Origin of the sequence: Corallococcus sp. bb12-1, from assembly GCF_026626765.1 — a bacterium.
Lineage (GTDB): Bacteria > Myxococcota > Myxococcia > Myxococcales > Myxococcaceae > Corallococcus > Corallococcus terminator.
Genome location: NZ_JAPNJZ010000025.1, coordinates 103488 through 128649, shown reverse-complemented (window position 1 = coordinate 128649; position 25162 = coordinate 103488). Strand labels below are relative to the sequence as shown.

Here is a 25162-nt window from a genome sequence, read left to right as displayed (position 1 = left end):
GCTCCGCGTTACATCAAGACACAGCAGCCGGGCAGCCGTCCCGGCACGAAAGGATACGAAAGCACATGGCGTGGGAATCTTCTGGTGGGTGGCAGAGCGGGCGGGCGAGCGAAGTGGACTCGGTGCTGATGCAGGAGTCACAGCGCGCGTTCATGACGCGCGTCCATGGCTGGATGTTCGCGGGCCTGGCCCTCACGGGCGTCATGGCGGCGGTGACGCTGTCGAACACCGCGATGCTCCAGGCGGTGGCGCAGTACCGCATGGGCCTGTTGCTGGTGCAGTTCGGCGTGGTGATGGCGCTGTCGTTCCTGGCGCCCCGCATCTCCGGCCCGGTGGCCGCGGCCCTGTTCCTGGGCTATTCGGCGCTGACGGGCGTGACGCTGTCGGTGCTCTTCCTCATCTACACGGCGGGCTCCATCGCCCAGGTGTTCTTCATCACGGCGGCGGTCTACGGCACCATGGCCGTCTACGGCACCGTCACGAAGAAGGACCTGAGCGGCTGGAAGACCTTCCTCTACATGGGCCTCGTCGGCATCGTCATCGCGGGCATCGTGAACCTGTTCATGCGCAATGACGCGGTGTCGTTCGTCACCGCGTGCGCCGGCGTGCTCATCTTCGCGGGCCTCACCGCGTACGACATCCAGAAGCTGCGCGAGTACCACGCGGGCACGGGCTACAAGAGCACGGCGACGGTGAGCATCGTGGGCGCGCTCACCCTCTACCTGGACTTCATCAACCTGTTCCTGTCGTTGATGCGCCTGCTGGGCAAGCGCCGCTAACCACCGGCTTCACAGCCCGGCCTCACGACGTCGCAGTCCCCAGGCGGGGCGCGAGGAGGTTCCTTCCCGGAGCCTCCTTCAGCGCTCCGCCTTCTTGTTGAAGGGCATCAGGAGCCGCTCCACGGGGCGCCCCTGCACCAGGTGCTCCTCCACGATTGAGGGCACGTCCTCCACCTTCACGCCGCCGTACCAGGTGCCCTCCGGATAGACGACGACGGAGACGCCGAACGCGCAGGTGTCGACGCAGCCAGCCGCGTTGGCGCGCATGGTGCGTTTGAGCCCGCGCTTGTCCAACTCCGCCTTGAAGGCGGCGCGGACCTCCTCCCCGCCCTTGGTGGCACAGCAGCCCTTCGGGTTCCCATCCGGGCGGCGGTTGGTGCAGACAAAGACGTGGCGTTCGAACGGAGGAGGCATGTCGGCCTCCTAACGCGGCTGGGCGGCGAAATCGACGCCGCCGTTCAGCAAGCGACCGTCCCAGGACCCTCCACGTCGCCCGTACCTCGTCCCGACAGCGGACCGCCGCTACGCTGGACGCACGGACTGACAGCAAACATCCGCCAGTGATCACGAGCCCTTGGCCGGGTCCCCTCCGCTCGGGGCCCGATTCTGTAGGGTCATGACACTACATTGCCAGCAAAGCATCCGTTGCCACCGTCATGGCAGGGCCTTAGATCAGCCCTGTATCAAGCCCACACCCCCTGCGCAGGTGAGCAGCGCCCCGGGTGTTCGCGGATGGACGTACCCCCAAGCTGAAGTGTGTAAGCAGATTTCAAATGCTAGATGTAGGGGCAGCAGGTGATGTTTGACGGGCCCCGTGAGCGATCATATGGATCCGCCCGCCCGGCGGGAGGGCTGTCAGGCCCGGGCCCGGATTCCAGCTTTCGGTCCGCTGGAACCTGCCTCCGCGATCCATCCAGACGTCGCCTCTTTGTGTCCTGGGAGATCAACCGATCCCCTGCGATCTCGCGGCGTTGGCGATTTTGCGAATTTTGCATCCGTACTCTCAGTGAATGTGGAGGTGGGCGTCATGGAGAAGGAGCTGGGCGGCAAGGCGGTGGTCGGGGGCAAGGAGCGTCGCGGGGCGAAGGGGAAGGCGGCGACGACGACGACGACGGGGCTGACCGTGGAACGCTTCTTCACGACGCCCGGGGTGGACCCCGCGGACGAGCTGGCGTGGGAGCTGCGCAGCGCGAGCATCAAGGGCGAGGACGGCAAGGTCGTCTTCGACCAGAAGGACATCGAAGTCCCCAAGTCCTGGTCGATGCTGGCGACGAACGTCGTCGCGTCGAAGTACTTCCGGGGCACCCCTGGCACGCCTGAGCGTGAGACGAGCGTGCGCAAGCTGGTGGCGCGCGTGGTGGACACGCTCACCGGCTGGGGCGAGCAGGGCCACTACTTCGCGTCAGCGGTGGACCGCGAGGCGTTCCATGCGGAGCTGACGCATCTGCTCCTGCGCCAGAAGGCGGCCTTCAATTCGCCCGTCTGGTTCAACGTGGGCGTGGAAGCGCACCCGCAGTGCTCGGCGTGCTTCATCAACAGCGTGGACGACAACATGGAGTCCATCCTGGGGCTGGCCCGCACGGAAGGGATGCTCTTCAAGTACGGCAGCGGCACGGGCACCAACCTGTCCAGCGTGCGCGGCAGCAAGGAGCTGCTCGCGGGCGGCGGCACGGCGTCCGGCCCGGTGTCGTTCATGCGCGGCTTCGACGCGTTCGCGGGCGTCATCAAGAGCGGCGGCAAGACGCGGCGCGCGGCGAAGATGGTCATCCTCAACGCCGAGCACCCGGACATCCTGGACTTCATCCGCTGCAAGTCGAGCGAGGAGAAGAAGGCCTGGGCGCTGATTGAAGCGGGATACGATCCGTCCTTCAACGGCGAGGCGTACGGGTCGGTCTACTTCCAGAACTCGAACAACTCCGTGCGCGTCACGGACGACTTCATGAAGGCCGTGGTGAACGACGGCCCGTGGCAGACGCGCGCGGTGCGCGACGGCCAGGTGATGGAGACGTACAAGGCGCGGGAGCTGTTCCGGGAGATCGCGGAGGCGGCGCACCTGTGTGGTGACCCGGGCCTCCAGTACGACACCACGGTGAACGAATGGCACACGTGCTCGGGCACGGCGCGCATCAACGCGTCCAACCCCTGCTCCGAGTACATGTTCCTGGATGACTCGGCCTGCAACCTGGCGTCGCTGAACCTGATGCACTTCCGCACGCTGGAGGGCGGCTTCGACGTGACCGCGTTCAAGCACGCGGTGTCGGTGGTGCTGCTGGCGCAGGAGATCATCGTCGGCTTCAGCCGCTACCCCACCGAGCGCATCACGAAGAACAGCCACGACTACCGCCCGCTGGGCCTGGGGTACGCGAACCTGGGCGCGCTGCTGATGGCGACGGGCCTGCCGTACGACTCGCCCGCGGGTCGCAACTACGCGGCGGCCATCACGTCCCTGATGTGCGGCGAGGCCTATGCCACGAGCGCCCGCATCGCCCAGAAGCAGGGCGCGTTCGCGGGCTACGGCAACAACGCGGAGCCCATGCTGGGCGTCATCCGCAAGCACCGCAAGGCGGCCTACCAGCTCCAGGCGGACGGCGTGAGCGCGGAGCTGTTCCAGGCGCAGAAGCAGGCGTGGGACGACGCGTTGGCGCGCGGTACGGAGCACGGCTACCGCAACAGCCAGGTGACGGTGCTGGCCCCCACGGGCACCATCGGCTTCATGATGGACTGCGACACCACCGGCATCGAGCCGGACATCGCGCTCATCAAGTACAAGAAGCTGGTGGGCGGCGGCATGCTGAAGATCGTCAACCAGACGGTGCCGCTGGCGCTGGAGAAGCTGGGCTATCCCCAGACGCAGGCGCAGGACATCGTCGCGTACCTGGACAAGCACGACACCATCGAAGGCGCGCCTCACCTCAAGACGGAGCACCTGCCGGTGTTCGACTGCGCGTTCAAGCCGTCCAAGGGCCAGCGCAGCATCCACTGGATGGGCCACATCGAGATGATGTCGGCGGCGCAGCCGTTCCTCTCCGGCGCCATCAGCAAGACCGTGAACATGCCCACCGAGTCCACGGTGGAGGACATCGAGAAGGCCTACCTGGAGGCGTGGAAGAGCGGCCTGAAGGCCGTCGCCGTCTACCGCGACGGGTGCAAGCGCACGCAGCCGCTCAACACGTCGCAGGACAAGCCGAAGGACGCGCCCCGCGTCGCGGCGGAAGCGGTGCCCGTGGCGACGCCCGAGCCGAAGGCGCACCGTCGCCGGCTGCCGGACGAGCGCCAGTCCATCACGCACAAGTTCTCCATTGGCGGCCACGAGGGCTACCTGACGGTGGGCATGTACGAGGACGGCACGCCGGGCGAGCTGTTCGTGGTGATGGCGAAGGAGGGCTCGGTGGTGAGCGGCCTGATGGACGGCTTCGCCACCAGCGTGTCGCTGGCGCTCCAGTACGGCGTGCCCATGCAGGTGCTGGCGGACAAGTTCTGCCATACGCGCTACGAGCCGAGCGGCTTCACCGGCAACCCGAACATCCCCATCGCCAAGTCCATCACCGACTACATCTTCCGGTGGCTGTCGCTGAAGTTCCTGCCCACCGCGCCGTGCGGTGACGACGCGGAAGTGACGCCGGTGGAAGAGTCCCGTCCGGCGCCGGTGACGCAGGCGGCGGTGCCCTCGCAGACGTTGCGGTTGTCCGCGGTGAGCAGCTCGCGCAGCACGTACCTGAACCAGGCGGACGCCCCGCCCTGCCACACCTGCGGCGCCATCACCGTGCGCAGCGGCGCCTGCTACAAGTGCGCGAACTGCGGCACGACGAGCGGCTGCAGCTAGGGGCGCGGCTTTCGTCAGCGGGAAATGAGGAAGGGCTCCGGTGCCGTTGCGATGGCGCCGGAGCCCTTCGTGTTTTCAGCCAGATCGGACGTTCAAGGGAAGCGGTGCAGGCGGGTGCAGATCTCCACGGCCCGGTCGGCGATGCGGCCCAGCTCCTCCAGCGTGTCGAGCTCCACGGGCGCGGGCCCGTTCTCCGCGACGAAGAACGCCACGGGCTGACCGCGCGCGTGCAGCGGGAAGACGAGCAGGTGTGATTCGGACTCGCACAGCGCGGAGAAGATGGCCTCGTCCTGCGGCCCTTGCGGCGCGTTGAAGACGCTGGGGCTGGGGCCCTTCAGCGCGGACGCGAGGAGGGACGGCGCGTCCAGGTCCACCTTGAGCGCGGAGACCTCCGGGCGTTCGCTGCCCGGGCCCCAGGCGCGGCCCACGCGCGCGAGTCCGAAGCTGTCACCCAGGAGGAAGGCCCGGCGGAAGCGGCCCGCGCTGTAGGCCAGCAACACCTTGCCAACCATGCCCTGCGAGTCCGCGGTGTCGAGCGCGGTGAGGACCTGATCCGCCGTGATGGCGGGACCGTTGGGCGGCGTGTCGGTGGACGCGCTGGCGGCGGCGAGCAGGGCCTGGACGGTGTCGGGCTGCTCGGAGGCCTGGGGCTGCCAGGGGTGCTGCATGAACTCCCACGCGGAGGCCAGGGCCACGCCCCCTTCGCCCGTGGACGGGGTGGTAGAGGTGGCGGGACCATCCAGGTCGACCACGCGGTCCGCCCAGGTGGTGTCCGCGCTGTGGCCCACGGCGCCCTCCCCTTCCCCGCCCTGCCAGCCCACGAACTCCCAGGTGGAGGCGAGCTGCATGGGCTCTTCGGAGGATGCGGGAAGGTCGTCGAGCGAGATGGGCGTCCGCTCGCGGGCCGGAGCCGGGGCGGGCGCGACGACGAGGCGCGGCTTCGGTGGGGCCGTGTCCTCGGAGATGGGAGCAGACCCTGGGGCGTCCGCGACGCTGGCGGCGGACTCCGGGGCCTGGGTGGACGCTACGGGCTCCGACGCCGTGACAGCAGGCGACTCGGAGCTGGGCTCCGACGCCGTGACAGCGGACGACACGGAGGCAGGCTCAGGCTCCACGGGCGCGGGTTCCGCGGCGAGGAGAGGCCGGGATGCCGGAGGCGTTTCGGCGTCAGAGACCAGGGCGACATCGAACTCCTGGGGGAGTTCGGTTCGCGGCGCCTCAGCGGGAGCAGCGGGCTCCGCGGCGAGCACAGGTTCGGTGACCTTCGGTGCGGCGGCGACCTGCCAGGGCTCAGCCGACTCCGTGCCAGACGCGGCGGGAGGCGTGGAGACCTCGGGCGACAGCGGCGTCTCCCCTGCCAGGCTGAACTCGAGCGCATCGGCTTCGACATCCTGCGCGGCCGGCGCGACCACGACAGGGGGCGCCGGGACTTCAATCGCAGGCACCACGGCTTCGGCGGCAGTCGGCGCGTCTGAGTGAACAGACACCGGCAGATCATCCGTCGCGAGCCGGGGGTCGAACTGCGCCAGCTGCTCCTTTTCGGAAGAGGTCGGGGGGGCCGTGAAGACAGACGCGTCGGCAGCAGGGGGCACCGGCGTCGCGAGTTCAGCGGCAGCCAGAACTGGAGCCGACTCCACTTCGCGCGACTCAGGCGGCGATGCGGGCGGCGCATCCGGAAGGTCCTCGAACTCCATCGCTTCCAACACGCCATCGTGACTGGCTGAAGGCGTGACGAGTTGGGGTTCGAGGTGCGGTGCCTGGACAGGGGTGGCGGGAGACAGGTTCGGGCTGGCCTCCACCGTCGCCGCTTCCTTCAGCGCGGGGGCGCCGCTGGCCTCGGGCTCCTCCGTGAACAGATCCCAGCCCGGCTCCGCCACCTCGGGCGACGGGGCCTCATGGGGCTCGGACGCCATGACATCCACGTCCTCGAGGATTTCCGAGTCGAGGGAGTCGCTGGAGAGGACGGCGACAGGCTCCGGCGGAATCGGAGCGGCGGTCAGCGTTGGAGAGGATTCGGGCTCGGCGTCGAACGACTCGGGGATCAGGACGTCGTCGTCGTCTTCGACAAGCTCGGCCTCCAGCACCAGCTCGGACAGCGGCGAAGGCGGGGCCTTGTCAGCAACGTTCGGCGCGGCTCCCGAGGGTGCCTCAAGGGCAGCCTTCGTGGAGGGTGGCGGAGAGCCCACGCTGGCATCCAGGGTACCGGACACGGTGGGATTCGCCGCCCCCGAGACTCCAGGAGCCGCAACGGGCGGAGGCGCTGCCGGAGCGCTCTCGAAAGACCAGCCCTCCGCGATGTCTGACAATGCGTCGGAACCCGAGTCCGCCTGCCCACCTTGAGCGACGGCGACACCCGGAGTTCCCGCGAGGGGATTCGCCCCGCCGTGGGCGGCCACATCCGACAACGCGCCAGGAGGAGTTCCCGCGAGAGCCTTCGCCCCACCCTGAGCAGCGGCCTGGGGCAATGCACCCGGAGACATCCCCGGGACGGCATTCGGCCCACTCGCTGGAGCAACGGCAGACATCCCACCCGGGGGAGGAACAGCACCAGGACGCGGCGGCGCGACAGCAGCCGGCCCACCGGCATTTCCAGCGGAGGCCACCGACGGAACAGCCCCCGGAGGAGGACCCTGCCGAGGAGGCGCACCCGGAGGCGGCGGTCCCACCGGCCTGCCCTGCGCGACACCCGGGGGCACACCCACCGGCGCCCCCGGAGGACCCGCCGGACGCGCGGCGCCTGGAGGCCCAGCGACCGGAACGCCCGTGGCGGACGACGGACGCCGCCCAGGCCCCGGAGGAACAGGCCCGGCGCCAGGAGGCACCGCCATAGCAGGAGGCGGAGCCCCCGGAGCAGGCCGGGGCGCCATTCCAGGAGGCATGCCCCCCGGGCCCGGCGGCGGTCCTGCCCGCACCATCCCCGGAGGCATGGGTGCCCCCGGAGGCCCTGGCGGACGCGGAGGCATCGGTGCACCCGGCCCACCCGGAGGCGCCGGGCGCATCCCCGGAGGCGGAGTCTTGCCCACGGCGGGAATCCCCACCGCCGACGAAGGCCGAGCCCCCGCGGGCGCAGGAACCCCTGCTGGCGCACCCCGTGCGACCATCCCAGGCGGAGGAGTCCCCGGCGCGCCCGGAGGAGGCGTCGCACGCACGGGCGCGCCCCCCGGCCCCGGAGGAGCAGCCACGCCCGGACCCGCGACCACCGGCGGCCCACCCTGCCGAGCCACCATGCCCGGAGGCTGGGCCACCACGACCGGAGGCGCAGCCACCGCCGGAGGACGCGCGGGCCCCAGGGTGGGCACCCCACCCGGACGGGAGTTCTCGCCCCCCGTCGGCGCACGCACGGGTTCACCCATCACGATCTGCGGAAGCTCTTCCTCCTCGGGGCTCTCGAAGGACAGCACGGGCGCGCTGGCCACGGCCGGCGCCGCGTCCTCCGCCTCCGAGTCATCACTGAGGAACTGTCCCGGCGCGAGCCCCCCGAACATCGCGGGCAGCTGCGGCTCCGGACGCACCGGCGCGGGAGCGGGCGCGGACGGGGCCGGCATCGGCGGCAGGGGCACCGTGGCCACGGAGACCGAGCGACGGATGGGCACGGGCGCGGGCGCCGGCAGGGCCCGGTGCGGACGGTCGATGCCGTAGTGGCGCGCCTGATACTGGAACAGCCGCAGCTCCGGCGTGACGTACGGCACGATGCGCATCCCGGTGATGAAACCGAGCGCGTCCGTCGTCTGGAGCTCCAGCGGGTTCGCCATCGCGACCTTCAGCCGCCGGCCCTCCACCGCGAGCGGGAACGCCTGATGCTTCTCCGACTGGTCCGCCGTCAGCAGCTTGAGCGTGGCCTCGGTGACGGCGTCGAAGTCCGCCTCCATCGCGACGGGGAAGTGGGTCAGCTCCCCCAGCACCATGCCCACCGTCTCGATGTCGAGGAACCCCAGCTCCACCAGCCGGGTGCCCAGGCGGCCCCCATGGACGAGCTGGATGCCCAACCCCTGGTCGAGCTGCGCCTGCGTCAGGAGGCCCTTTCGGACCAGCGTCATTCCAAGCTTGTCGGCCATGTGCCGACGGATTCTAGACGGCTTCGCGGCACGTGAAGAGGGTGCGCACGAATACGACTTCCACGCCTTCCCTGCCCGCCTGCCTGGCCCTTCCCGGGCGCGGGCGGCGGGAGGCCCGGTCAGTACGCGTTCTTCGACAGGAAGCCGCCCAGCGCGGTGCGCAGGAGGATCTTCAGGTCCATCAGGAGCGACCAGTTCTCGATGTAGTACAGGTCGTACTCGATTCGCTTCTGGATGGACGTCTGGCCGCGCAGGCCGTTGATCTGCGCCCAGCCGGTGATGCCCGCCTTCACCTTGTGGCGCAGGTGGTAGCGCGGAATCTGGCGCTTGAACTCCTCGATGAAGACGGGGCGCTCCGGCCGGGGCCCCACGAGGCTCATGTCGCCGCGCAGGACGTTGAAGAACTGGGGCAGCTCATCCAGCGAATACTTGCGCAGGAACGTGCCCACCGGCGTGCGGCGGGCATCCACCGCGCTGGCCATGGTGGCGCCCTGCACCTCCGCGTCGATGCGCATGGTGCGGAACTTGAGGATGGGGAAGGTGCGCCCGTCCATGCCCATGCGCTCCTGGCGATAGAGGATGGGGCCGCGGCTGGTCAGCCACACCACCAGCGCCGTCGCCGCCATCACGGGCGCGCTCACCAGGATGGCGAGCAGCGAGAACAGCACGTCGAACACGCGCTTGGCCACGCGGCTCCAGCCGTCCATGGGGTCGCCCTGGAGGCTGATGATGGGCAGGCCGCCGAACTCCTCCAGGCCGCCGTACAGCGTGATGTACTGGAACAGGTCCGGCACCACCTTGACGTCCACGGTGCGCAGCGCCAGCTGTTCCATCAGCGGCTTCACCTGCGCCTGGTCCTCCAGCGGCATGGCGATGATGACCTGATCCACCGGGTGCGCATCCAGATACGCCTCCACGTTGCGCACGTGGTCCACCACGCGCACGCCGCCCACCCACTGGCCGACCTTCTCCTCCTTCAGCGACAGCACGCCCTCCACGCGGAAGCCCAGCTCGCGGTGGCTCTCCACCGTCTCGATGGTGCGCAGGCCCAGCTCCCCCGCGCCGATGACGAGGATGGACTTGAGGTTGTAGCCGCGCCGGCGCACCTCGCTGAGGACATGGCGGAAGGCCAGCCGCGACAGCGCGATGAGCGTGAAGGCGTAGACGACGAAGATGGCGATGGTGAGTCGCGAGTAGCGCTCGCGGATGAAGTACGTCACCGCCACCAGGACGAGCGTCGCGGTGATGGTCGCCTTGAAGAGCTCGAACAGCTCCCCCATGTGCGTGCGCGAGCGGTTGGTCGCGTACAGCCGGGCCTGCTGGAACGTCACCGGGAAGATGATCAGCACCATCACCAGCGAGACGAACGTCTCACCCGGCGGAGGGATGCCCTCGGTGATGGGCATGACGCCGCTGAAGCGGGTGAAGTACGCGAGCACGAACGCCACCGCGAGCATCCCCGCGTCGGCGGCGACCTTGATGGACGTGTAGAAGCGCTGCAGGCGACCAAACACCGCGGTGACTCCTGTCGAAAGGACGGGGGGATCCGCCGCTTCCATTGCAAGACGCGCACCCTGGACTCCGAGCACCGTCACCTGCCCGACACCGCCCCCCGCGCGGCGTCCTAGCACGGGTTTTTCCGTAAAACCAAGGGGTTGCCCCGGAGGGCACCCAACACTCGGGGTGGGAGTGAGGGGCCGACCCTCGGGAATGTGGGGACGGGGCGGACAGCCCTGTCACACCGCTGGGGAGGATGGGGGCAGCGACAAGAGGACGTCGACCTCGGCCTGGATGGCCTGCTGGAAGCGGGCGCGGCTGAAGCGCTCGGCCTGGGCGCGGGCGTCCTCGGGGCGGAAGGAGGCCTCCCAGGCGTCGAACTGGCGCACGGCGGCGGCAAGGGACGCGGGGGTCTGTTCCGGGAAGAAGAGGCCCGTCTTCGGGGTGACGGTCTCCAGGGCGCCGCCCTTGCCGAAGGCGATGACGGGGCGGCCCGTGGCCTGGGCTTCCAGGGGGGTGATGCCGAAGTCCTCCTCGGGGGTGAAAAGGAGCGCGCGGGCGTCGCGGTAGAGGGCGGGGAGCGCGGCGTCAGGGACGTTGCCGAGGAAGCGGATGTGGGGCGGCAGCGGGCCCGACGTGAGGCGCGAGGCCTCCTGGCCGGTGCCCACGATCCACAGGGGGGTGGACAGGGTGCGGAAGGCCTCCAGGGCGACGTCCAGGCGCTTGTAGGGGGCGAAGGCGCCGAGCCACAGGAAGTAGCCGCCCTGCCCTCCTCCAGCGAGGGGCATCTGGGTGAAGCGGTCGAGTTCGACGGGGGGCGGGACGACGGAGGCCTCGCGGCCCCAGAAGCGGCGGATCTTCCCGGCGATGTGCTGGCTGTTGGCGACGAGGCGGTCCACGCCGTCGGTGGAGGCGCGGTCCCAGTGTTGGAGGTAGGGGCGCACGGCGAGGGCGGCGGCGCGCACGGGGAGGCGGGCGCGGCCGGGGCCGAAGTAGTCGTCGAACAGGTCCCACATGTACCGCATGGGCGCGTGCACGTAGCTCAGGTGCGGCACGCCGAGAGGGGCGTGGATGCCCTTGGCGACGCAGTGGCTGGAGGACAGGACCAGGTCGTAGTCCCCGGAGATGCGCAGGGCTTCGATGGCGCGGGGGAACAGCGGCAGGAAGTGGCGATAGCGCGCGTGGATGCCGGGGATGTGTTGGAGGAACGACGTGGTGATGCGTCGGTTCTCGATGCGCGCAGGCTGGCTGCCCGGCTGGTGGATGAGGGTGTAGAGGTCCGCGTCGGGGTACAGCTCGCAGAGGGCGTCGAGGACGCGCTCTCCGCCGCGGTGGGTGACAAGCCAGTCGTGGACGAGGGCGACCTTCACGGGGCGCCTTCTAGCACTGTGTGGTAGGCCAGGGGACGTGCCCTCTGTCCTTCTTGACCTGCGAATGGTGCGCGGTCAGCTCCACGGCATCGCGCGCTACGCGCTGGAGCTGGCGCGAAGGTTGCCGGGGCTCGCCCCGGACCTGGAGTTCTCCGCCCTCGTCCCGGCCCAGGGGTTGCCGGACGGGCTGGGGGAGCTGACGCCGCGGATCCCGCTGCACCGCTCCCGGGCGGGGTATCTGACGCCGCTGGAGCAGCCGCTGCTGGCGTATGAGCTGACGAAGCTCAAGCCGGACCTGTTCCATGCGACGTCGTTCTCGCTGCCGCTGCTGTGGCCGGGGCGATTGGTGGCGACGTTGCATGACGCGAACCACCTGGCGCTGGCGGACCAGTACACGCCGGTGCAGGCGATTTATTACAAGGCGGTGGTGGGGCCGCGGGCTCGCACGGCGTCGGCGCTGATTACGGTGTCTGACTTCTCCCGCGAGGAGCTGGGGAAGTATCTGAAGATGTCGCCGTACCGGTTCCAGGTGATCCACAACGGCGTGGATTCCCGCTTCGAGCCGCCCACGGCCAGTGAGGCGAAGGCGTTCCGGGAACGGCATGAGTTGCCGGAGCGGTACGTGGCGGTGGTGGGCAACGCGAAGCCGTTCAAGAACCTGACGATGCTGGGGAAGTTCGCGGCGGACCTGCCGGTGCCCCTGGTGCTGCTCGCGGGCAAGGGCGCGGTGGCTCACGAGACGGGGCTGCACGAGAACGTCATCGACCTGGAGGAGTTGCCGGAGTCGGAGATGGCACTGTTCTACGGGGCGGCTGCGGTGCTGCTGGTGCCTTCGAAGTACGAGGGGTTTGGCTTGCCTGCGCTGGAAGCCATGGCGGCTGGGTGCCCTGTGATCGCGGCGGATGCCACTGCGTTGCCTGAAGTCGTGGGCAATGCGGCGATGCGGGTGCCTCCTATGGACCCAAATGCATGGCGTGAAGCCACGCTGCGGGTTCTTCGGGATGAGGCCCTGCGCCGGGAGTTGATTGAGCTGGGGCGCGAACGGTCCGCGCGTTTCACTTGGGATGCATGCTCAGGGCAAACCCTAGGTGTCTATCGCCGCATTAAAAACACACCAACCACCAAACCATAAGAACACCCCGAACAGACAGGCCACCTCAAAAAAACAGAACCAACAGCGCCCTAACGAATGAAAATCAAAACATCAAAAACCGACCACGATTCAAGCGACACCGAGCCACACGCCATGAAGGAACAAAACGACCCTCCCCAGGCAGTGTCGCCAGCTTCAATCGCCAAGCTTTCGCCCGACGATCCACTTCTCAAAAATGTCATATCCCTCTGGAGGAAAAACTCCGAAACGCTTGGCTTCTTCCCAGAGGGCGCATTCTTAGAATACGCCCAAAAGGGCCAAATCCTTATCGCAACCACGGCCACCAACAACCTGCTTGGCTACTTGGCCTATCGCCGCAGCCGAAACCGAGCAGCTATCATACACCTATGCATTGATTCCGCGCTCCGCGGCAAGGGGACGGCTCGCGCGCTGGTCGACCGTCTATGCATAGAAGCACGTTCATGTACCGGGATTTCGATCCGGTGCAGGCGAGACTTCAGCGCATCAACACTATGGCCAAAGTTGAAATTTGAAGCCGTCAACGAGATTAGCGGCCGAGGTCGAGAAGGGAAAACTCTCACAATCTGGCATCGCGACCTTGGCAATCCCGACCTCTTCCGCCACTCGCGCCGTGGCCATGCAGCAACGAAAATTCGGGCCGTAGTGGATGCAAACGTCTTCTACGACCTCAGCGATGAAGCACCACAAGGCGTTGAATCTCGGGCTCTACTGGCGGACTGGATCGACGAAACCGTCGAACTCCAAGTCACGCCAGAAATGTCGAACGAGATCGCCCGAGCTACGGAACCAGCCGTTCGCCAAAGAAACCGTGCGGCAATGACTTACTACTCAAAAGGAGAAGAAACAGAGACTGGCGCTTTCGACAGCGCGCTCACTAAAATTTCTGCCATTCTGCCATCGCCGAAAAATGAAAGCGACGAGTCAGATCGTCGCCAACTCGCATGGGCAGTAGCAGCTTCGGTTGAGTACTTCCTTACACGAGACAGCGAGATCCTGCGGGCCGCAGATGACTTGTATTCCCGCACTGGCATCTTAGCTATAAGGCCAGCAGAATTTGTGCGCCGCCTCGATGAACTTGAACGAGCAGAGCAATACGCACCCGCTCGACTCGGAGGAACGCGTCTTAAATGGCGCTCAATTCGAGCGGGCGAAGAAGACTGCCTAGCGGACTCCCTTCATTTTGGCACGGATGGCGAGAGCCGTTCTGCATTCTTCAGTTCACTACGCGCTTACGCCTGCGATCCCAGGCTATTTGATACTCGCGGCGTATTCGAAGACGAGAACACAGCACTGGCACTTATTGTCTTCGATCGCACCACGACTGGAGTTCTTAGACTTCCATTCCTTCGACTGGGAAAAAGTCGAGCGATGGTCACACTCGCACGGCACCTTCTATATAAAGCGCAGTGCGCTGCAGTGGAGGACGGCCGCGAAGTAGTCGAACTGCACGAGCGGTTGATTTGCCCAGAACTCGAATCGGCCCTGGAAGCCGAAGATTGGGCATGCGGCCCTGACGGCATTTGGCGTCGTTGGAATTTCAGATTTATCGGAGACGCATCCTCTTTGATGCAACGCATCCGTGAATCAAGAATTTTCGAAGCCGAGAACGCAAAGAGCTTTGTTGCCGAAATAGAACGCCTTTTGGCTCGCGCTTGCGAAGGAGACGTCACTGGCGCAGTAAGAGTTGAACGCCTGCTGTGGCCCTCAAAGATACTGGGAGCCGGCATTCCAACTTTCATGGTGCCGATAAAGCCAGGATGGGCTCAGCACTTCGTCGACGAGCGACTCGCGGAGCAACTACTGTTTGGGGCAAGAGACGACCTCGCTCTGAATCGGGAGGCCGTTTACTACCGCTCGCCTCAGAAACCCGCGCCGACTGCCCCTGGACGAGTACTTTGGTACGTGACGAAAGACGACGCTACCAGGGGGGCTATGTCAATCCGTGCGTGCTCAGCGATTGACTCAGTCTCAGTAGAGCCTGGTCGGGAAGCGTTCCGGAACAACCGTCGATTCGGAGTATACGACTGGCGCGATGTAAAGGACTTGATGAAGGAGTCCGACGACGGGGCCGTGATGTCAATCAGATTCTCAAACACTGAACTCCTCTCGCGTCCGATTGAATTGGAGGAGCTTCGCTCAATTCTACAAATGCACGGCAAAGGTGTGATGACGGCTGGACCAACCCCCGTCGAGGATCTGCCCTTCGCGGCAATTTACAAGGCGGGAGGCCTCACGTGATTCGCGCTACGTCAGGCAAGGAGCGCCGGATTCTTCTCCTCTCTATCCGCCCGGAGTTCGCTGAGGCAATTCTCAATGGGGGCAAGACGATCGAACTGCGACGACGGCGTCCAAAGCTTGAGGAAGGAGGGCAGGTGATGATTTATGCGTCCTCGCCGATCTGCGCGCTTGTCGGCGCTTTTGTAGCGGGCCCGGTTGTCGAAGGCTCGCCTACCGAGTTGTGGCGGAGCTTCGGCTCGGCTGCCGCAATCTCGCGCGAGTCCTTTCGATCATACTTCTCAGGCGCCAAGAGCGGCGTCGCGATCTCAGTGCGTGACGCTTGGCGGGCTCCAGACCAAGTTGAACTCACTGAACTCCGTCGACTTTGGCCCGGTTTTTTTCCTCCCCAAAGCTATCGCTACATTGAGCCCGCTTTCATCCGGTGCATACCTAGTGCCTTCGCGTGGCTCAGCAATGCGGAATGCAAATTCGTCAGCCAACGAACCGCATGAAGCCAGCATTTTCATTGGCTCATGGACAATCGCAACACAGGCATAAGATTTCCAGACCTAAAGACAAAACGTCCCTCCCTGAAGGTCTCCAACTGCATTTTCAGCGCCTTGGTGCAGAAGCGCTTGGTGCCTTCGAGATCGACGCGGGTCAACACAAGATGTTCGTGGAGGGACATGTCAGCTTACTCACTTGAATCATTTTCTGATGTTGAAAGATTCGGCACATCGAACGTGCAAGTCAGCTTGCTTCCATCCAGGTATAGATAGACGAATTGTCCCTTGGCCTGGATGTTGTTCACCCGCTCGAAAGTGACTGAACCCTCCGCCGGACGCCCCGGCCGGATGTAACCGGTTCTTGATTCATCCGACGTCCAGACCCTGCCTGACCATTCCATCACCACCGACTCGCCCTGGGGGCCCATTCCATAATCCCCCTTCGGCACCAGCTTCGTCGTGTTCGGCCTCTCGATCATCGCCCCATTTTCCAAGCGGATCTCCACGCCGAAGGCCTCCACGTCGTCCTCAATTTCTTGTGTTTCATATTCCAGATGCACATGGACATGGTCCTTCCCGGCCCTGTCGGAAGCAATTCGCTCCAACCAGGCTCCATCTTCGAAGATGGGCCACCGCACGCTCTTCCCCAGGTAGTTCCCCCAACACTCTCCCTCGGCCTTGGCGTCGGGAAGCCAGTAGCAACCGGGGGCGAGCACGCTCCAGACACAGACCGCGAGCACCTTGCGTGGATGGGATGGGTTCATGCGCGCAGCATAGGCCAGGAAAATGGTGGGACTGGCGGAAGGTACACGGACAGTCCGGATGCCCAGCCTGCTCCCTGCCGGTCCGCGTCTGTAGCTGCCTGTCTTTGAGCTCACGACGACGGTGTCTCTGCTTCCGGAGGCGCGTGGATCATCGGTATCCTGCGCCCCGTTCGCGCCCCGTTGAAAGGAATCCCAGATGACGCCGGAGCCCCTCCTTCCCGACGCTTCCGTCACCTTCTGGCAGCAGCACCTCACGGGTGCCCCGGCCCTGCTGGAACTGCCCACGGATCGGCCCCGGCCTCCCGCGCAGCGACTCCAGCGGGGCAGCTTCCCCTGGACGCTCTCCACTTCGCTCACGGCGGCCCTGGAGGCGTTGGCCCTGCGGGAGGCAGTGCCTCTCTTCGTGCCCCTGCTCGCGGGGTACAACGCGCTGCTCCACCGCTACTCGCGGCAGGACGATCTTGTCGTGGGCGCCTCGGTGGAGCGACCGGACGGCGGCATCTTCGCGCTGCGCCAGGACCTCTCCACCAACCCCCAGTTCGTGGAGCTGATGGCGCGCGTCCACGCGGCCCATCAAGCGGCGGAAACCCATCGTGCGCTTCCGTTCGAGAAGCTCGTGGGTGCGCTCCCGGTGACGCACGGCTTCAACCATGCGCCCGTGTTCCAGGTGATGTTCGTCTTCGCACCACTGGCAGATCAGCCGGCCGATACTCAGCGCGCCCGTTGCGATCTGGTCCTCTCCGTGTCGCGCTCGTCGGAGGGACTGCGCGCGACCTTCGAGTACGACACCGACCTCTTCGACTCCGAGCGCATCCAGCGCATGGCCTCCCACCTCCAGACCTTCCTGGAGGCCGCCGTCGCCCAGCCTTCGCGCCCCATCGCCTCCCTGCCCCTTCTGCCCGACGCCGAGCGCCAGCGAGTCCTGCACGCCTGGAACGACGCCACCGCCGACTTCCCCCGCGACGTCTGCGTCCACGAACGCTTCGCCCTCCAGGCCTCGCTCACCCCCGACGCTCCCGCCGTCACCTACGGCCCTCTCACCCTCACCTACCGTCAGCTCGACGAGCGCTCCAACCAGCTCGCCTGGCACCTGCGCTCCCTCGGTGTCGGTCCCGAGGTCCTCGTTGGCCTCTGCGTCGAGCGCTCCGTGGACCTCATCGTCGGCATGCTCGCGGTCCTCAAGGCCGGCGGCGCCTACCTCCCCCTCGACTCCTCTCACCCCGCCGAGCGGCTGGCCTTCATGCTCCAGGATGCCCGCGTCGGCGTCCTGCTCGTCCACCAGCAGAAGCTTGAGCACCTGCCGCCGTTCTCCGGCGCCACGGTCGTCCTCGACTCCAGTGCCACCTCCGAGGTGCTGAGCCAGCAGCCCACGCAGGGCCTGCCGCGTACGTCCGGGCCGGAGAACCTCGCCTACGTCATCTTCACCTCTGGCTCCACCGGCAGGCCCAAGGGCAGCGCCATCTTCCACCGGGGCATCCTCGCCCTCGCCTTCGACCCGCTGCTGCACCCCTTCGCTGCGTCCGACCGGGTGGCCCAGGCCTCCAACATCTCCTTCGACCCCAGCAGCTTTGAAATCTGGGGCGCATTGCTTCACGGAGCGCACCTCATCGGCATCACCGCCAACCCCGCCCATTCGCCCCACGAGTTCGCCGCACAGGTGCGCGACGGCAACGTCTCCACGATGTTCGTCACCACCGCGGTGCTGCACCTGCTCGCGCGTCAGGTCCCCGGGGCCTTCGCGGGCTTGGACACCCTCGTCTTCGGCGGTGAAGCCGCGGATCCGCTCGCCCTGCGCGAAGTCCTCCAGCACGGTCCGCCCAAGCGCCTCGTCAACGGCTACGGCCCCACCGAATGCACCGTCTTCTCTTCCTTCCACCTCGTCGACTCACCGCCACCGTTGGGCATCCCCGTCTCCATCGGCGGCCCCCTTTCCAACGGCCCGCTCTTCCTGCTCGACACGCACCTGCAGCCCGTCCCCATCGGTGTCCCAGGCGAGCTCTACGTCTCCGGTGAGCGCCTGGGGCGCGGCTACTTCAACCGCCCCGAACTCACCGCTCGCATCTACCTGCCCAACCCCTTCTCCTCCGTTCCCGGCGCCCGCCTCTACAAGACCGGCGACCTCGCTCGCTTCCTCCCCGACGGCCGCATCGAGTACCTCGGTCGCGCCGACCAACAGGTGAAGATCCGCGGCTACCGCGTCGAGCTGGGTGAAATCGAAGAGGCCCTCCGCCTCCACCCCGCCATCAAGGACGCCTCCGTCATCGCCCGTGAGGCTGGGGGCGACCGTCGTCTCGCCGCCTACCTCGTTCCCAACGACACGGTTCCCGATGTCTCCGAGCTGCGCGCCTGGCTTCGTGAGCGCCTTCCCGAGCACATGGTGCCCGCGTCCTTCACCCCGCTCGCCGCACTTCCCCTCACCGTCAACGGCAAGGTCGACCGCCGCGCCCTCCCCGCTCCCGTGCCGGCGCGCGGCGATGCCCTCTCCTACGTCCCGCCTCGCACACCCACCGAAGTCGCCCTCTGCCGCCTCTGGGCCTCACTGCTCGACGTGGAACGGGTCAGCCTCACCGACAACTTCTTCCATCTCGGTGGCCACTCCCTCCTCGCCACCCAGCTCGTCTCGCGCGTGAACGAGACGTTCCACCTGCGGCTTCCGATCCGGCGCATCTTCGAAGCACCGACCCTCGTCGTCATGGCGGAGGCCATCGAGACCGCCCAGCGCACCGGCATCTCCGAAGAGGGCCCCCCGCTCGTTGCCTTCCCGCATGACGGAGATCAGCCGCTGTCGTTCGCGCAGGAGCGACTGCTGTTCGTGGAGCAGTTGCACCCCGGGAACGCCACGTATCGGATTCCCGTCTCCTACCGCATCACCTCGCCGCTCGACGTCGAAGTGCTGGAGCGCAGCCTCACCGAGCTGACCCGCCGCCACGAATCACTCCGCACCGTGTTCGCGGCCACCGAAACCAACTTCGTCACGCGCATCCAGCCCGTGCGCCCGTTCACGCTCCAGGTGGTGGATGCCCGCGCGCTCTCCGCCTCCGAGCAGGCAGCGGAAGCGGCACGGTATGCGCGTGAGGAACTTGAGCAGCCCATGGAGCTGGCCTCGGGGCCTCTTTTCCAGGGCACCCTGGTTCGCTTCGGGAAACAGGATCACCTGCTGCTCCTGACCCTCCATCACATCGTCTCGGACGGCTGGTCCCTGGGCGTGCTGCTTCGCGAACTCCGGACGGTCTATGAGGACTTCTCCTCGGGCCGGCCCTCCTCCCTTTCCCCGCTGCCCATCCAGTACGCAGAGTTCGGCGTCTGGCAGCGGCAGTGGCTCCGGGATGACATGTTGGAGCGACTGCTCGCCTATTGGCGCAAGCAGATGGAGGGGGCGCCGCTCCTGCTGGAGCTGCCCATGGACAGGCCCCGCCCGCCCATCCATCGCTTCCGGGGCAAGACGCTGACGTTCCGACTCTCCCCGGAGATCTCCCAGGGCATCGAAGACCTCTGCCGTCAGGAGAGCGTCACGCTGTTCATGGGCCTGCTCGCGGGCTTCAGTGCCCTGCTGCATCGCTACTCGGGCCAGCAGGACCTCATCATCGGCGCGCCCATCGCCGGTCGGATCCGTCCGGAGATCGAAGGGATTGTCGGGCTCTTCGTCAACACGCTCGCGCTGCGGCAGGACCTGTCCGGCAACCCCAGCCTCATCGAGCTGATGCGGCGCGCGCGCGAGGTCACGCTCGGCGCCTATGCCCACCAGGACCTCCCCTTCGAGAAGCTCGTCGAGCAGTTCCACCCCGAGCGCAACCTCAGTCACGCGCTGGTCGTCCAGGTCATGTTCGTCCTCCAGAACGCCCCCGTGCTGGAGGTCCAGCCCTCCGCCGCGCTCCAGATGACCGCGACCGCGGAGCCGTGGGAGCTGAGCACCGGCACGTCGAAGTGCGACCTGATCCTCTTCATGTCGAAGTCACCGGAGGGACTGCGCGCCACCTTCGAGTACGACACCGACCTCTTCGACTCCGAGCGCATCCAGCGCATGGCCTCCCACCTCCAGACCCTCCTGGAGGCCGCTGTCGCCCAGCCGTCGCGCCCCATCGCCTCCCTCCCCCTGCTGCCAGAGGCTGAGCGCCAGCGCGTCCTCCATGCCTGGAACGACGCCACCGTCGACTTCCCCCGCGACGTCTGCGTCCACGAACGCTTCGCCCTCCAGGCCTCGCTCACCCCCGACGCTCCCGCCGTCACCTACGGCCCCGTCACCCTCTCCTATCGCCAGCTCGACGAGCGTTCCAACCAGCTCGCCTGGCACCTGCGCTCCCTTGGCGTGGGCCCCGAAGTCCTCGTCGGCCTCTGCGTCGAGCGCTCCCCGGACCTCATCGTCGGCATGCTCGCGGTCCTCAAGGCCGGTGGGGCCTACCTGCCCCTCGATGCATCCCACCCCGCCGAGCGCCTGGCCTTCATGCTCCAGGATGCTCGCGTCAGCGTCCTGCTCGTCCACGAGCACAAGCGCCAGCAACTGCCTGCATTCTCCGGCGCCACCGTCTGCATCGATACGGAAGCGGATGCACTGGGCCGCCTCTCCACCGCGCCCCTTCCGCGCACCTCTGGACCGGAGAATCTCGCCTACGTCATCTTCACCTCCGGCTCCACCGGAAGGCCCAAGGGCAGCGCCATCCTTCATCGCGGCATCCTCGCCCTCGCCTTCGACCCGCTGCTGCATCCCTTCGACGCTTCGGACCGCGTCGCCCAGGCCTCCAACGCCTCCTTCGACCCCAGCACCTTCGAGATCTGGGGCGCACTGCTTCACGGCGCGCACCTCGTCGGCATCACCGCCAACCCCGCCCACTCGCCCCAAGAGTTCGCCGCGCAGGTGCGCGACACCCACGTGTCCGTGATGTTCGTCACCACCGCCGTGCTGCACCTGCTCGCACGTCAGGTCCCCGGGGCCTTCGCCGGATTGAAGACCCTCGTCTTCGGCGGGGAAGCCGCGGATCCGCTCGCCCTGCGCGAAGTCCTCCAGCACGGACCGCCCCAGCGCCTCGTCAACGGCTACGGCCCCACCGAGTGCACCGTCTTCTCTTCCTTCAACCTCGTGGATGCGCCCCCGGCCCTCGGCTTCCCAGTGCCCATTGGCGGCCCTCTCACGAACGGCCCGCTCTACCTGCTCGATGGCCGCCTCCAGCCCGTCCCCATCGGCGTCCCGGGCGAGCTGTACGTCTCCGGTGAGCGCCTGGGTCGCGGCTACTTCAACCGCCCCGAACTCACCGCTCGCATCTACCTGCCCAACCCCTTCTCCTCCGTCCCCGGCGCTCGCCTCTACAAGACCGGCGACCTCGCTCGCTTCCTCCCCGACGGCCGCATCGAGTACCTCGGCCGTGCCGACCAGCAGGTCAAGGTGCGCGGCTACCGCGTCGAGCTGGGCGAAATCGAAGAGGCCCTCCGCCTCCACCCCGCCATCAAGGACGCCTCCGTCATGGCCCGCGAGGCCGGTGGCGACCGCCGCCTCGCCGCCTACCTCGTCCCCCACGACGCGCTCCCCGATGTCTCCGAGCTGCGCGCCTGGCTTCGCGAGCGCCTGCCCGAGCACATGGTGCCCGCCTCCTTCACTCCGCTCGCCGCCCTCCCCCTCACCGTCAATGGCAAGGTCGACCGGCGCGCGCTTCCCAATCCTGAACCGGCTCGCGGCGACGCCCTCTCCTACGTCCCGCCTCGCACGCCCACCGAAGTCGCCCTCTGCCGCCTCTGGGCCTCACTGCTCGACGTGGAACGGGTCGGCCTTCACGACAACTTCTTCCACCTCGGTGGCCACTCCCTCCTCGCCACCCAGGTCGTCTCGCGGATTCGCGCGGAGCTGGGCGCGGAGCTCGCGCTGCGTGTCCTCTTCACCGGCCCCACGGTCGTGGAGCTGGCGCAGCACCTGGGCACGCTCGTCCCGGACGACGGTCCTCGCACGGTGCCTCCACTGGTTCGCGCGCCTCGCGACCGGGCGCTCCCGCTGTCGTACTCGCAGGAGCGGCTGTACCGCTTCTTCCTGCGGGCTCCCACGTCGAGCGCCTACAACATCCCCATCGGCTACCGGCTCCGAGGGCCCGTGCAGGTCGAGGCGCTCCGTGGCGCCTTGCAGGACCTGCTCGAACGACACGAGTCCATGCGGGTCAAGTTCTCCGAAGAGGACGGACAGCTCGTGCAGCGGGTCACTCCCGCCGGTGAGTTCCCGTGGCGGTTCGAGGACCTGCGCGGACAGCCCGACGCGGAAGCGGCGGCATGGCGGCACATCCTCGCGGATGCGGCGACGCCGTTCGACCTCACGAAGGACCCGCTGGTGCGCGCCTCGCTCCTTTGCGTGAAGGACGACGAGCACCTGCTCATGATCTGCGTGCACCACATCTCCGCGGACGGCTGGTCCATGGGCGTCATCGCCCGGGAGCTGGGGGCGCTGTACTCGGCGCGGGTACAGGGGCGTGCGTCCGACCTGGCGCCGCTCGTCGTGCAGTACCCCGACTACGCGGCATGGCAGCGGACGTGGCTCACCGGGAAGGAGCTGTCGCGACGCCTTTCGTACTGGCAGCAGTCGCTCGCGGGCGCCCCCACGGAGCTTCAGCTTCCCACCAACCGTCCCCGGCCTCCGGTGCGCACCTTCAACGGAACCCACCGAGAGGTCCACCTGGGCCGCGACCGCAGCGACGCGCTCCATGCCCTGTGCCGGCGAGAGAACGTCACCCCGTTCATGGCCATGCTGTCCGCGTTCGGCGTCGTGCTCGCGCGCCGCTCCGGCCAGGAGGAGGTCGTCATCGGGTCGCCCATCGCGAACCGGCTCCTCCCGGAGCTGGAGCCGCTCATCGGCATGTTCGTCAACGGCCTGTGTCTGCGCGTGAACCTGCGTGGCAGCCCCGGGTTCCGCACGCTGCTCCAGCGAGTGCGCGAGGAGACGCTGGGCGCCTACGCGCACCAGGAAGTGCCCGTGGATCAGATCGTGGTTTCACTCGGCGTCGAACTGCCCGTGAACCGCTCCCCGGTGTTCCAGGTGATGTTCGTCCTGCAGAACGCCCCGGAGGCACCGTTCGAACTGCCGGGCCTGACGGTGACGCCCGTGGAGGTCAACCGGGGCTCCGTCACCTACGAGCTGGCGCTGTCCTTCACCGAGATGGTCGGCGGCTTCTCCGGCGTCCTGGAGTTCAACACCGACCTGTTCGACACCCGCACCGCCGAGGGCATCCGCGCGGACTTCCTGCGCGTGCTCGACGCGGTGCTCGCGAACCCGGACCTGCCGATGGGGCTCGACGCACCAGCCCCCTGACTGCGGCCCCAAGAGAACTCCGCATGCCTATGCATCCACGATGGCTGATTCCTCTCCTACTCGTGATGCTGACGGGATGCGGCAGCACCACGAGAGCGGTGCGCCTGGACACCGGCCGTGACGCGCCCATTGTGTTCACGCCGCGCGCCAGCCACCAATCGGTCGAACTGAACGCGGACGAATTCGAGGAGGCTGTTGAGGCCATGGCCCGCATCGTGCGGCCTTCGACTCGCCCCCAGGAGACCGCTCGACAACTGTTCGAAGTGGAACCACGCAGCGGTTCCTACCTGTACGAGCCAGGCAGCCGCCGCGTCACCCCCATGGGGCCCGGTGAACACCTGGAGGGCGAGCTCCCCTCTGCCGATGTGGAGTTGACGCGCGCATACCTTCGCTGGTGCGAACGCACCGCCAGACCTGGCGACTGTCTGCGCCTTCTCGTGGAGGGTCCCACTGTCACTGGAGATGGGCGCTACGCCCTGTCCATGGCTCTCGCCCAAGGCGTCGTGCTGGAGGAGATGATGGACGCATTCAAGGACATGGCCGACCCCGAGGCCATGCTCACGACCGTCCTGTGGACCTGGACCACGTACATGATCCTGCTCGCGGTGCCCGAGCCGTTCTCCAAGGGTATCGCAGCGGCGATGACCCTCACGCTCATCGCTTATGTGAGAGTCGACACCTTCTGGAACCTCATCGTGGGTTTCAAACGACTGGTCGAGGCAGCGGACCGAGCCACCACGTTTGACGAGCTCCGAACGGAGGGGGAGCGGTACGGAAAGGTCATGGGCCGCAAAGCAGCGCGTGCGTTCGCCATGTTGGCCACGGCGGCGATTGGCAGCTCGGCGGCGGGGATTGCGAAGCAGGTTCCAACGCTCCCAGGTGCCGCGCAGGTGATGGTGCAGGCCGAGTCGCAAATGGGCGTCCGATTCGCGGCGATGGGAGGAGTGGAATCGGTGGCCATCAGCGCCGAGGCTGTCACCATCTCCCTTGCACCGGGAGCAGTCGCCATGACGGCCGGCGGCAACTCCGCCAAGGCCCTTCCCTCCGGAACCAGGGCCTGGGGGTCATTCAGCGGATTCAAGAAGGCGATGGGTCCGGCCGGCGCTGGAAAGGAATGGCATCACATCGTCGAGCAGACTCCCAGCAACGTGAATCGGTTCGGCGCTCAAGCCGTTCACAACACCGAAAACATTGTTCCGCTAGACAAGGGCCAACATACCCGCCTCAGCGGGCTCTACTCTTCGCTCCGGCGAATCATCACATCGTCGGGTAACCTGACAGTGCGGCAGTGGCTGAGTACGCAGTCGCTAGAGGCCCAACGCGAGTTCGGGCTACTTGCCATTGAGAATGTAACGAAGGGAATCTGGTGATGAAGTTAGAAGTGCTGGTCGAGCAGTTCGCGTTGAATGTGGCTGCTCAGACCGATGCAATCTGGCGGGGGGATGCCAAGACCGGGAACAAGCACGCCAGAAAGTATGGTGCCGCAGTCGATAAGCTGCTGGCCCACGGCAATTCCGGGCGTGATGCGCTCCTCGTACTGCTCAAGCATGAGCGCATGGACGTGCGCGTCATGGCCGCAGCCCACCTGCTTCGTTACCGGACGAGTGAAGCCAAGGCAGTGCTGGAGGAGGCCGCCAAGGGCCAGGGGCTCGTGCCTTTTGAAGCCGGACAGGCGCTGAAACGTTGGGAGGAAGGCACCTGGGCCCTTGACCCAGGGCCGTAACACCATGCCCTCCG

The 25162-nt window shown here is 67.0% G+C and carries 12 protein-coding genes; 7 read left to right on the top strand and 5 right to left on the bottom strand.

The window, feature by feature from the left end:
* Window positions 1–65 precede the first annotated feature (65 nt).
* Window positions 66–779, top strand: coding sequence for a Bax inhibitor-1/YccA family protein (locus OV208_RS30845; RefSeq protein WP_120544463.1), 714 nt, complete (start codon window positions 66–68; stop codon window positions 777–779).
* Window positions 780–857: 78 nt separating this feature from the next.
* Here the strand turns inward: OV208_RS30845 and OV208_RS30840 are convergent, their stop codons facing one another.
* Window positions 858–1193 (bottom strand): (2Fe-2S) ferredoxin domain-containing protein, encoded by a 336-nt coding sequence (locus tag OV208_RS30840; RefSeq protein WP_267577522.1) that lies wholly within the window; start codon window positions 1191–1193, stop codon window positions 858–860.
* A gap of 613 nt (window positions 1194–1806) precedes the next feature.
* On the opposite strand from OV208_RS30840, the gene OV208_RS30835 reads away from it, so the two are divergent.
* Complete coding sequence (locus OV208_RS30835; RefSeq protein ID WP_267577521.1) at window positions 1807–4602, top strand: vitamin B12-dependent ribonucleotide reductase; 2796 nt, start codon at window positions 1807–1809, stop codon at window positions 4600–4602.
* Between the two features lie 92 nt (window positions 4603–4694).
* Here OV208_RS30835 and OV208_RS30830 read toward each other — a convergent pair whose 3' ends face one another.
* From OV208_RS30830 to OV208_RS30820, 3 genes are all read right to left on the bottom strand, one after another.
* Window positions 4695–8657: a hypothetical protein gene (locus OV208_RS30830; RefSeq protein WP_267577520.1), complete on the bottom strand. Its 3963-nt coding sequence runs from the start codon at window positions 8655–8657 to the stop codon at window positions 4695–4697.
* A 119-nt stretch (window positions 8658–8776) separates the two neighbouring features.
* Window positions 8777–10171, bottom strand: a complete 1395-nt coding sequence (locus OV208_RS30825) for an undecaprenyl-phosphate glucose phosphotransferase (protein ID WP_267577519.1) — start codon at window positions 10169–10171, stop codon at window positions 8777–8779.
* Between the two features lie 222 nt (window positions 10172–10393).
* Window positions 10394–11524, bottom strand: a complete 1131-nt coding sequence (locus OV208_RS30820) for a glycosyltransferase (protein ID WP_267577518.1) — start codon at window positions 11522–11524, stop codon at window positions 10394–10396.
* Between the two features lie 64 nt (window positions 11525–11588).
* On the opposite strand from OV208_RS30820, the gene OV208_RS30815 reads away from it, so the two are divergent.
* Both OV208_RS30815 and OV208_RS30810 read left to right on the top strand, forming a co-directional pair.
* Window positions 11589–12656, top strand: a complete 1068-nt coding sequence (locus OV208_RS30815) for a glycosyltransferase family 4 protein (protein WP_267577517.1) — start codon at window positions 11589–11591, stop codon at window positions 12654–12656.
* 57 nt (window positions 12657–12713) lie between these two features.
* Window positions 12714–14897, top strand: coding sequence for a GNAT family N-acetyltransferase (locus OV208_RS30810; protein WP_267577516.1), 2184 nt, complete (start codon window positions 12714–12716; stop codon window positions 14895–14897).
* Window positions 14898–15570: 673 nt separating this feature from the next.
* On the opposite strand, the gene OV208_RS30805 is transcribed toward OV208_RS30810, so the two are convergent.
* Window positions 15571–16146: a hypothetical protein gene (locus OV208_RS30805; protein WP_267577515.1), complete on the bottom strand. Its 576-nt coding sequence runs from the start codon at window positions 16144–16146 to the stop codon at window positions 15571–15573.
* A gap of 196 nt (window positions 16147–16342) precedes the next feature.
* Here OV208_RS30805 and OV208_RS30800 point away from each other — a divergent pair, with 196 nt between their 5' ends.
* The 3 genes from OV208_RS30800 to OV208_RS30790 are packed head-to-tail and all read left to right on the top strand — an operon-like array spanning window position 16343 to window position 25148.
* On the top strand, window positions 16343–23425 hold the full coding sequence (locus OV208_RS30800; protein ID WP_267577514.1) for an amino acid adenylation domain-containing protein: 7083 nt from the start codon (window positions 16343–16345) through the stop codon (window positions 23423–23425).
* Window positions 23426–23448: 23 nt separating this feature from the next.
* Complete coding sequence (locus OV208_RS30795) at window positions 23449–24795, top strand: hypothetical protein (RefSeq protein WP_324291432.1); 1347 nt, start codon at window positions 23449–23451, stop codon at window positions 24793–24795.
* Entirely contained in the window at window positions 24795–25148 is a 354-nt protein-coding gene (locus tag OV208_RS30790; protein WP_267577513.1) for a DUF2019 domain-containing protein, read from the top strand. Before OV208_RS30795 ends, OV208_RS30790 begins: the two co-directional genes overlap by 1 nt.
* Window positions 25149–25162 lie beyond the last annotated feature (14 nt).

What these genes read in the sequence shown, in the direction of transcription:
- OV208_RS30805 (WP_267577515.1), bottom strand. Translation starts at nt 16,146, where the DNA reads ATGAACCCATCCCATCCACGCAAGGTGCTCGCGGTCTGTGTCTGGAGC.
- OV208_RS30800 (WP_267577514.1), top strand. Translation starts at nt 16,343, where the DNA reads ATGACGCCGGAGCCCCTCCTTCCCGACGCTTCCGTCACCTTCTGGCAG.
- OV208_RS30830 (WP_267577520.1), bottom strand. Translation starts at nt 8,657, where the DNA reads ATGGCCGACAAGCTTGGAATGACGCTGGTCCGAAAGGGCCTCCTGACG.
- OV208_RS30790 (WP_267577513.1), top strand. Translation starts at nt 24,795, where the DNA reads ATGAAGTTAGAAGTGCTGGTCGAGCAGTTCGCGTTGAATGTGGCTGCT.
- OV208_RS30810 (WP_267577516.1), top strand. Translation starts at nt 12,714, where the DNA reads ATGAAAATCAAAACATCAAAAACCGACCACGATTCAAGCGACACCGAG.
- OV208_RS30815 (WP_267577517.1), top strand. Translation starts at nt 11,589, where the DNA reads ATGGTGCGCGGTCAGCTCCACGGCATCGCGCGCTACGCGCTGGAGCTG.
- OV208_RS30840 (WP_267577522.1), bottom strand. Translation starts at nt 1,193, where the DNA reads ATGCCTCCTCCGTTCGAACGCCACGTCTTTGTCTGCACCAACCGCCGC.
- OV208_RS30835 (WP_267577521.1), top strand. Translation starts at nt 1,807, where the DNA reads ATGGAGAAGGAGCTGGGCGGCAAGGCGGTGGTCGGGGGCAAGGAGCGT.
- OV208_RS30845 (WP_120544463.1), top strand. Translation starts at nt 66, where the DNA reads ATGGCGTGGGAATCTTCTGGTGGGTGGCAGAGCGGGCGGGCGAGCGAA.
- OV208_RS30795 (WP_324291432.1), top strand. Translation starts at nt 23,449, where the DNA reads ATGCCTATGCATCCACGATGGCTGATTCCTCTCCTACTCGTGATGCTG.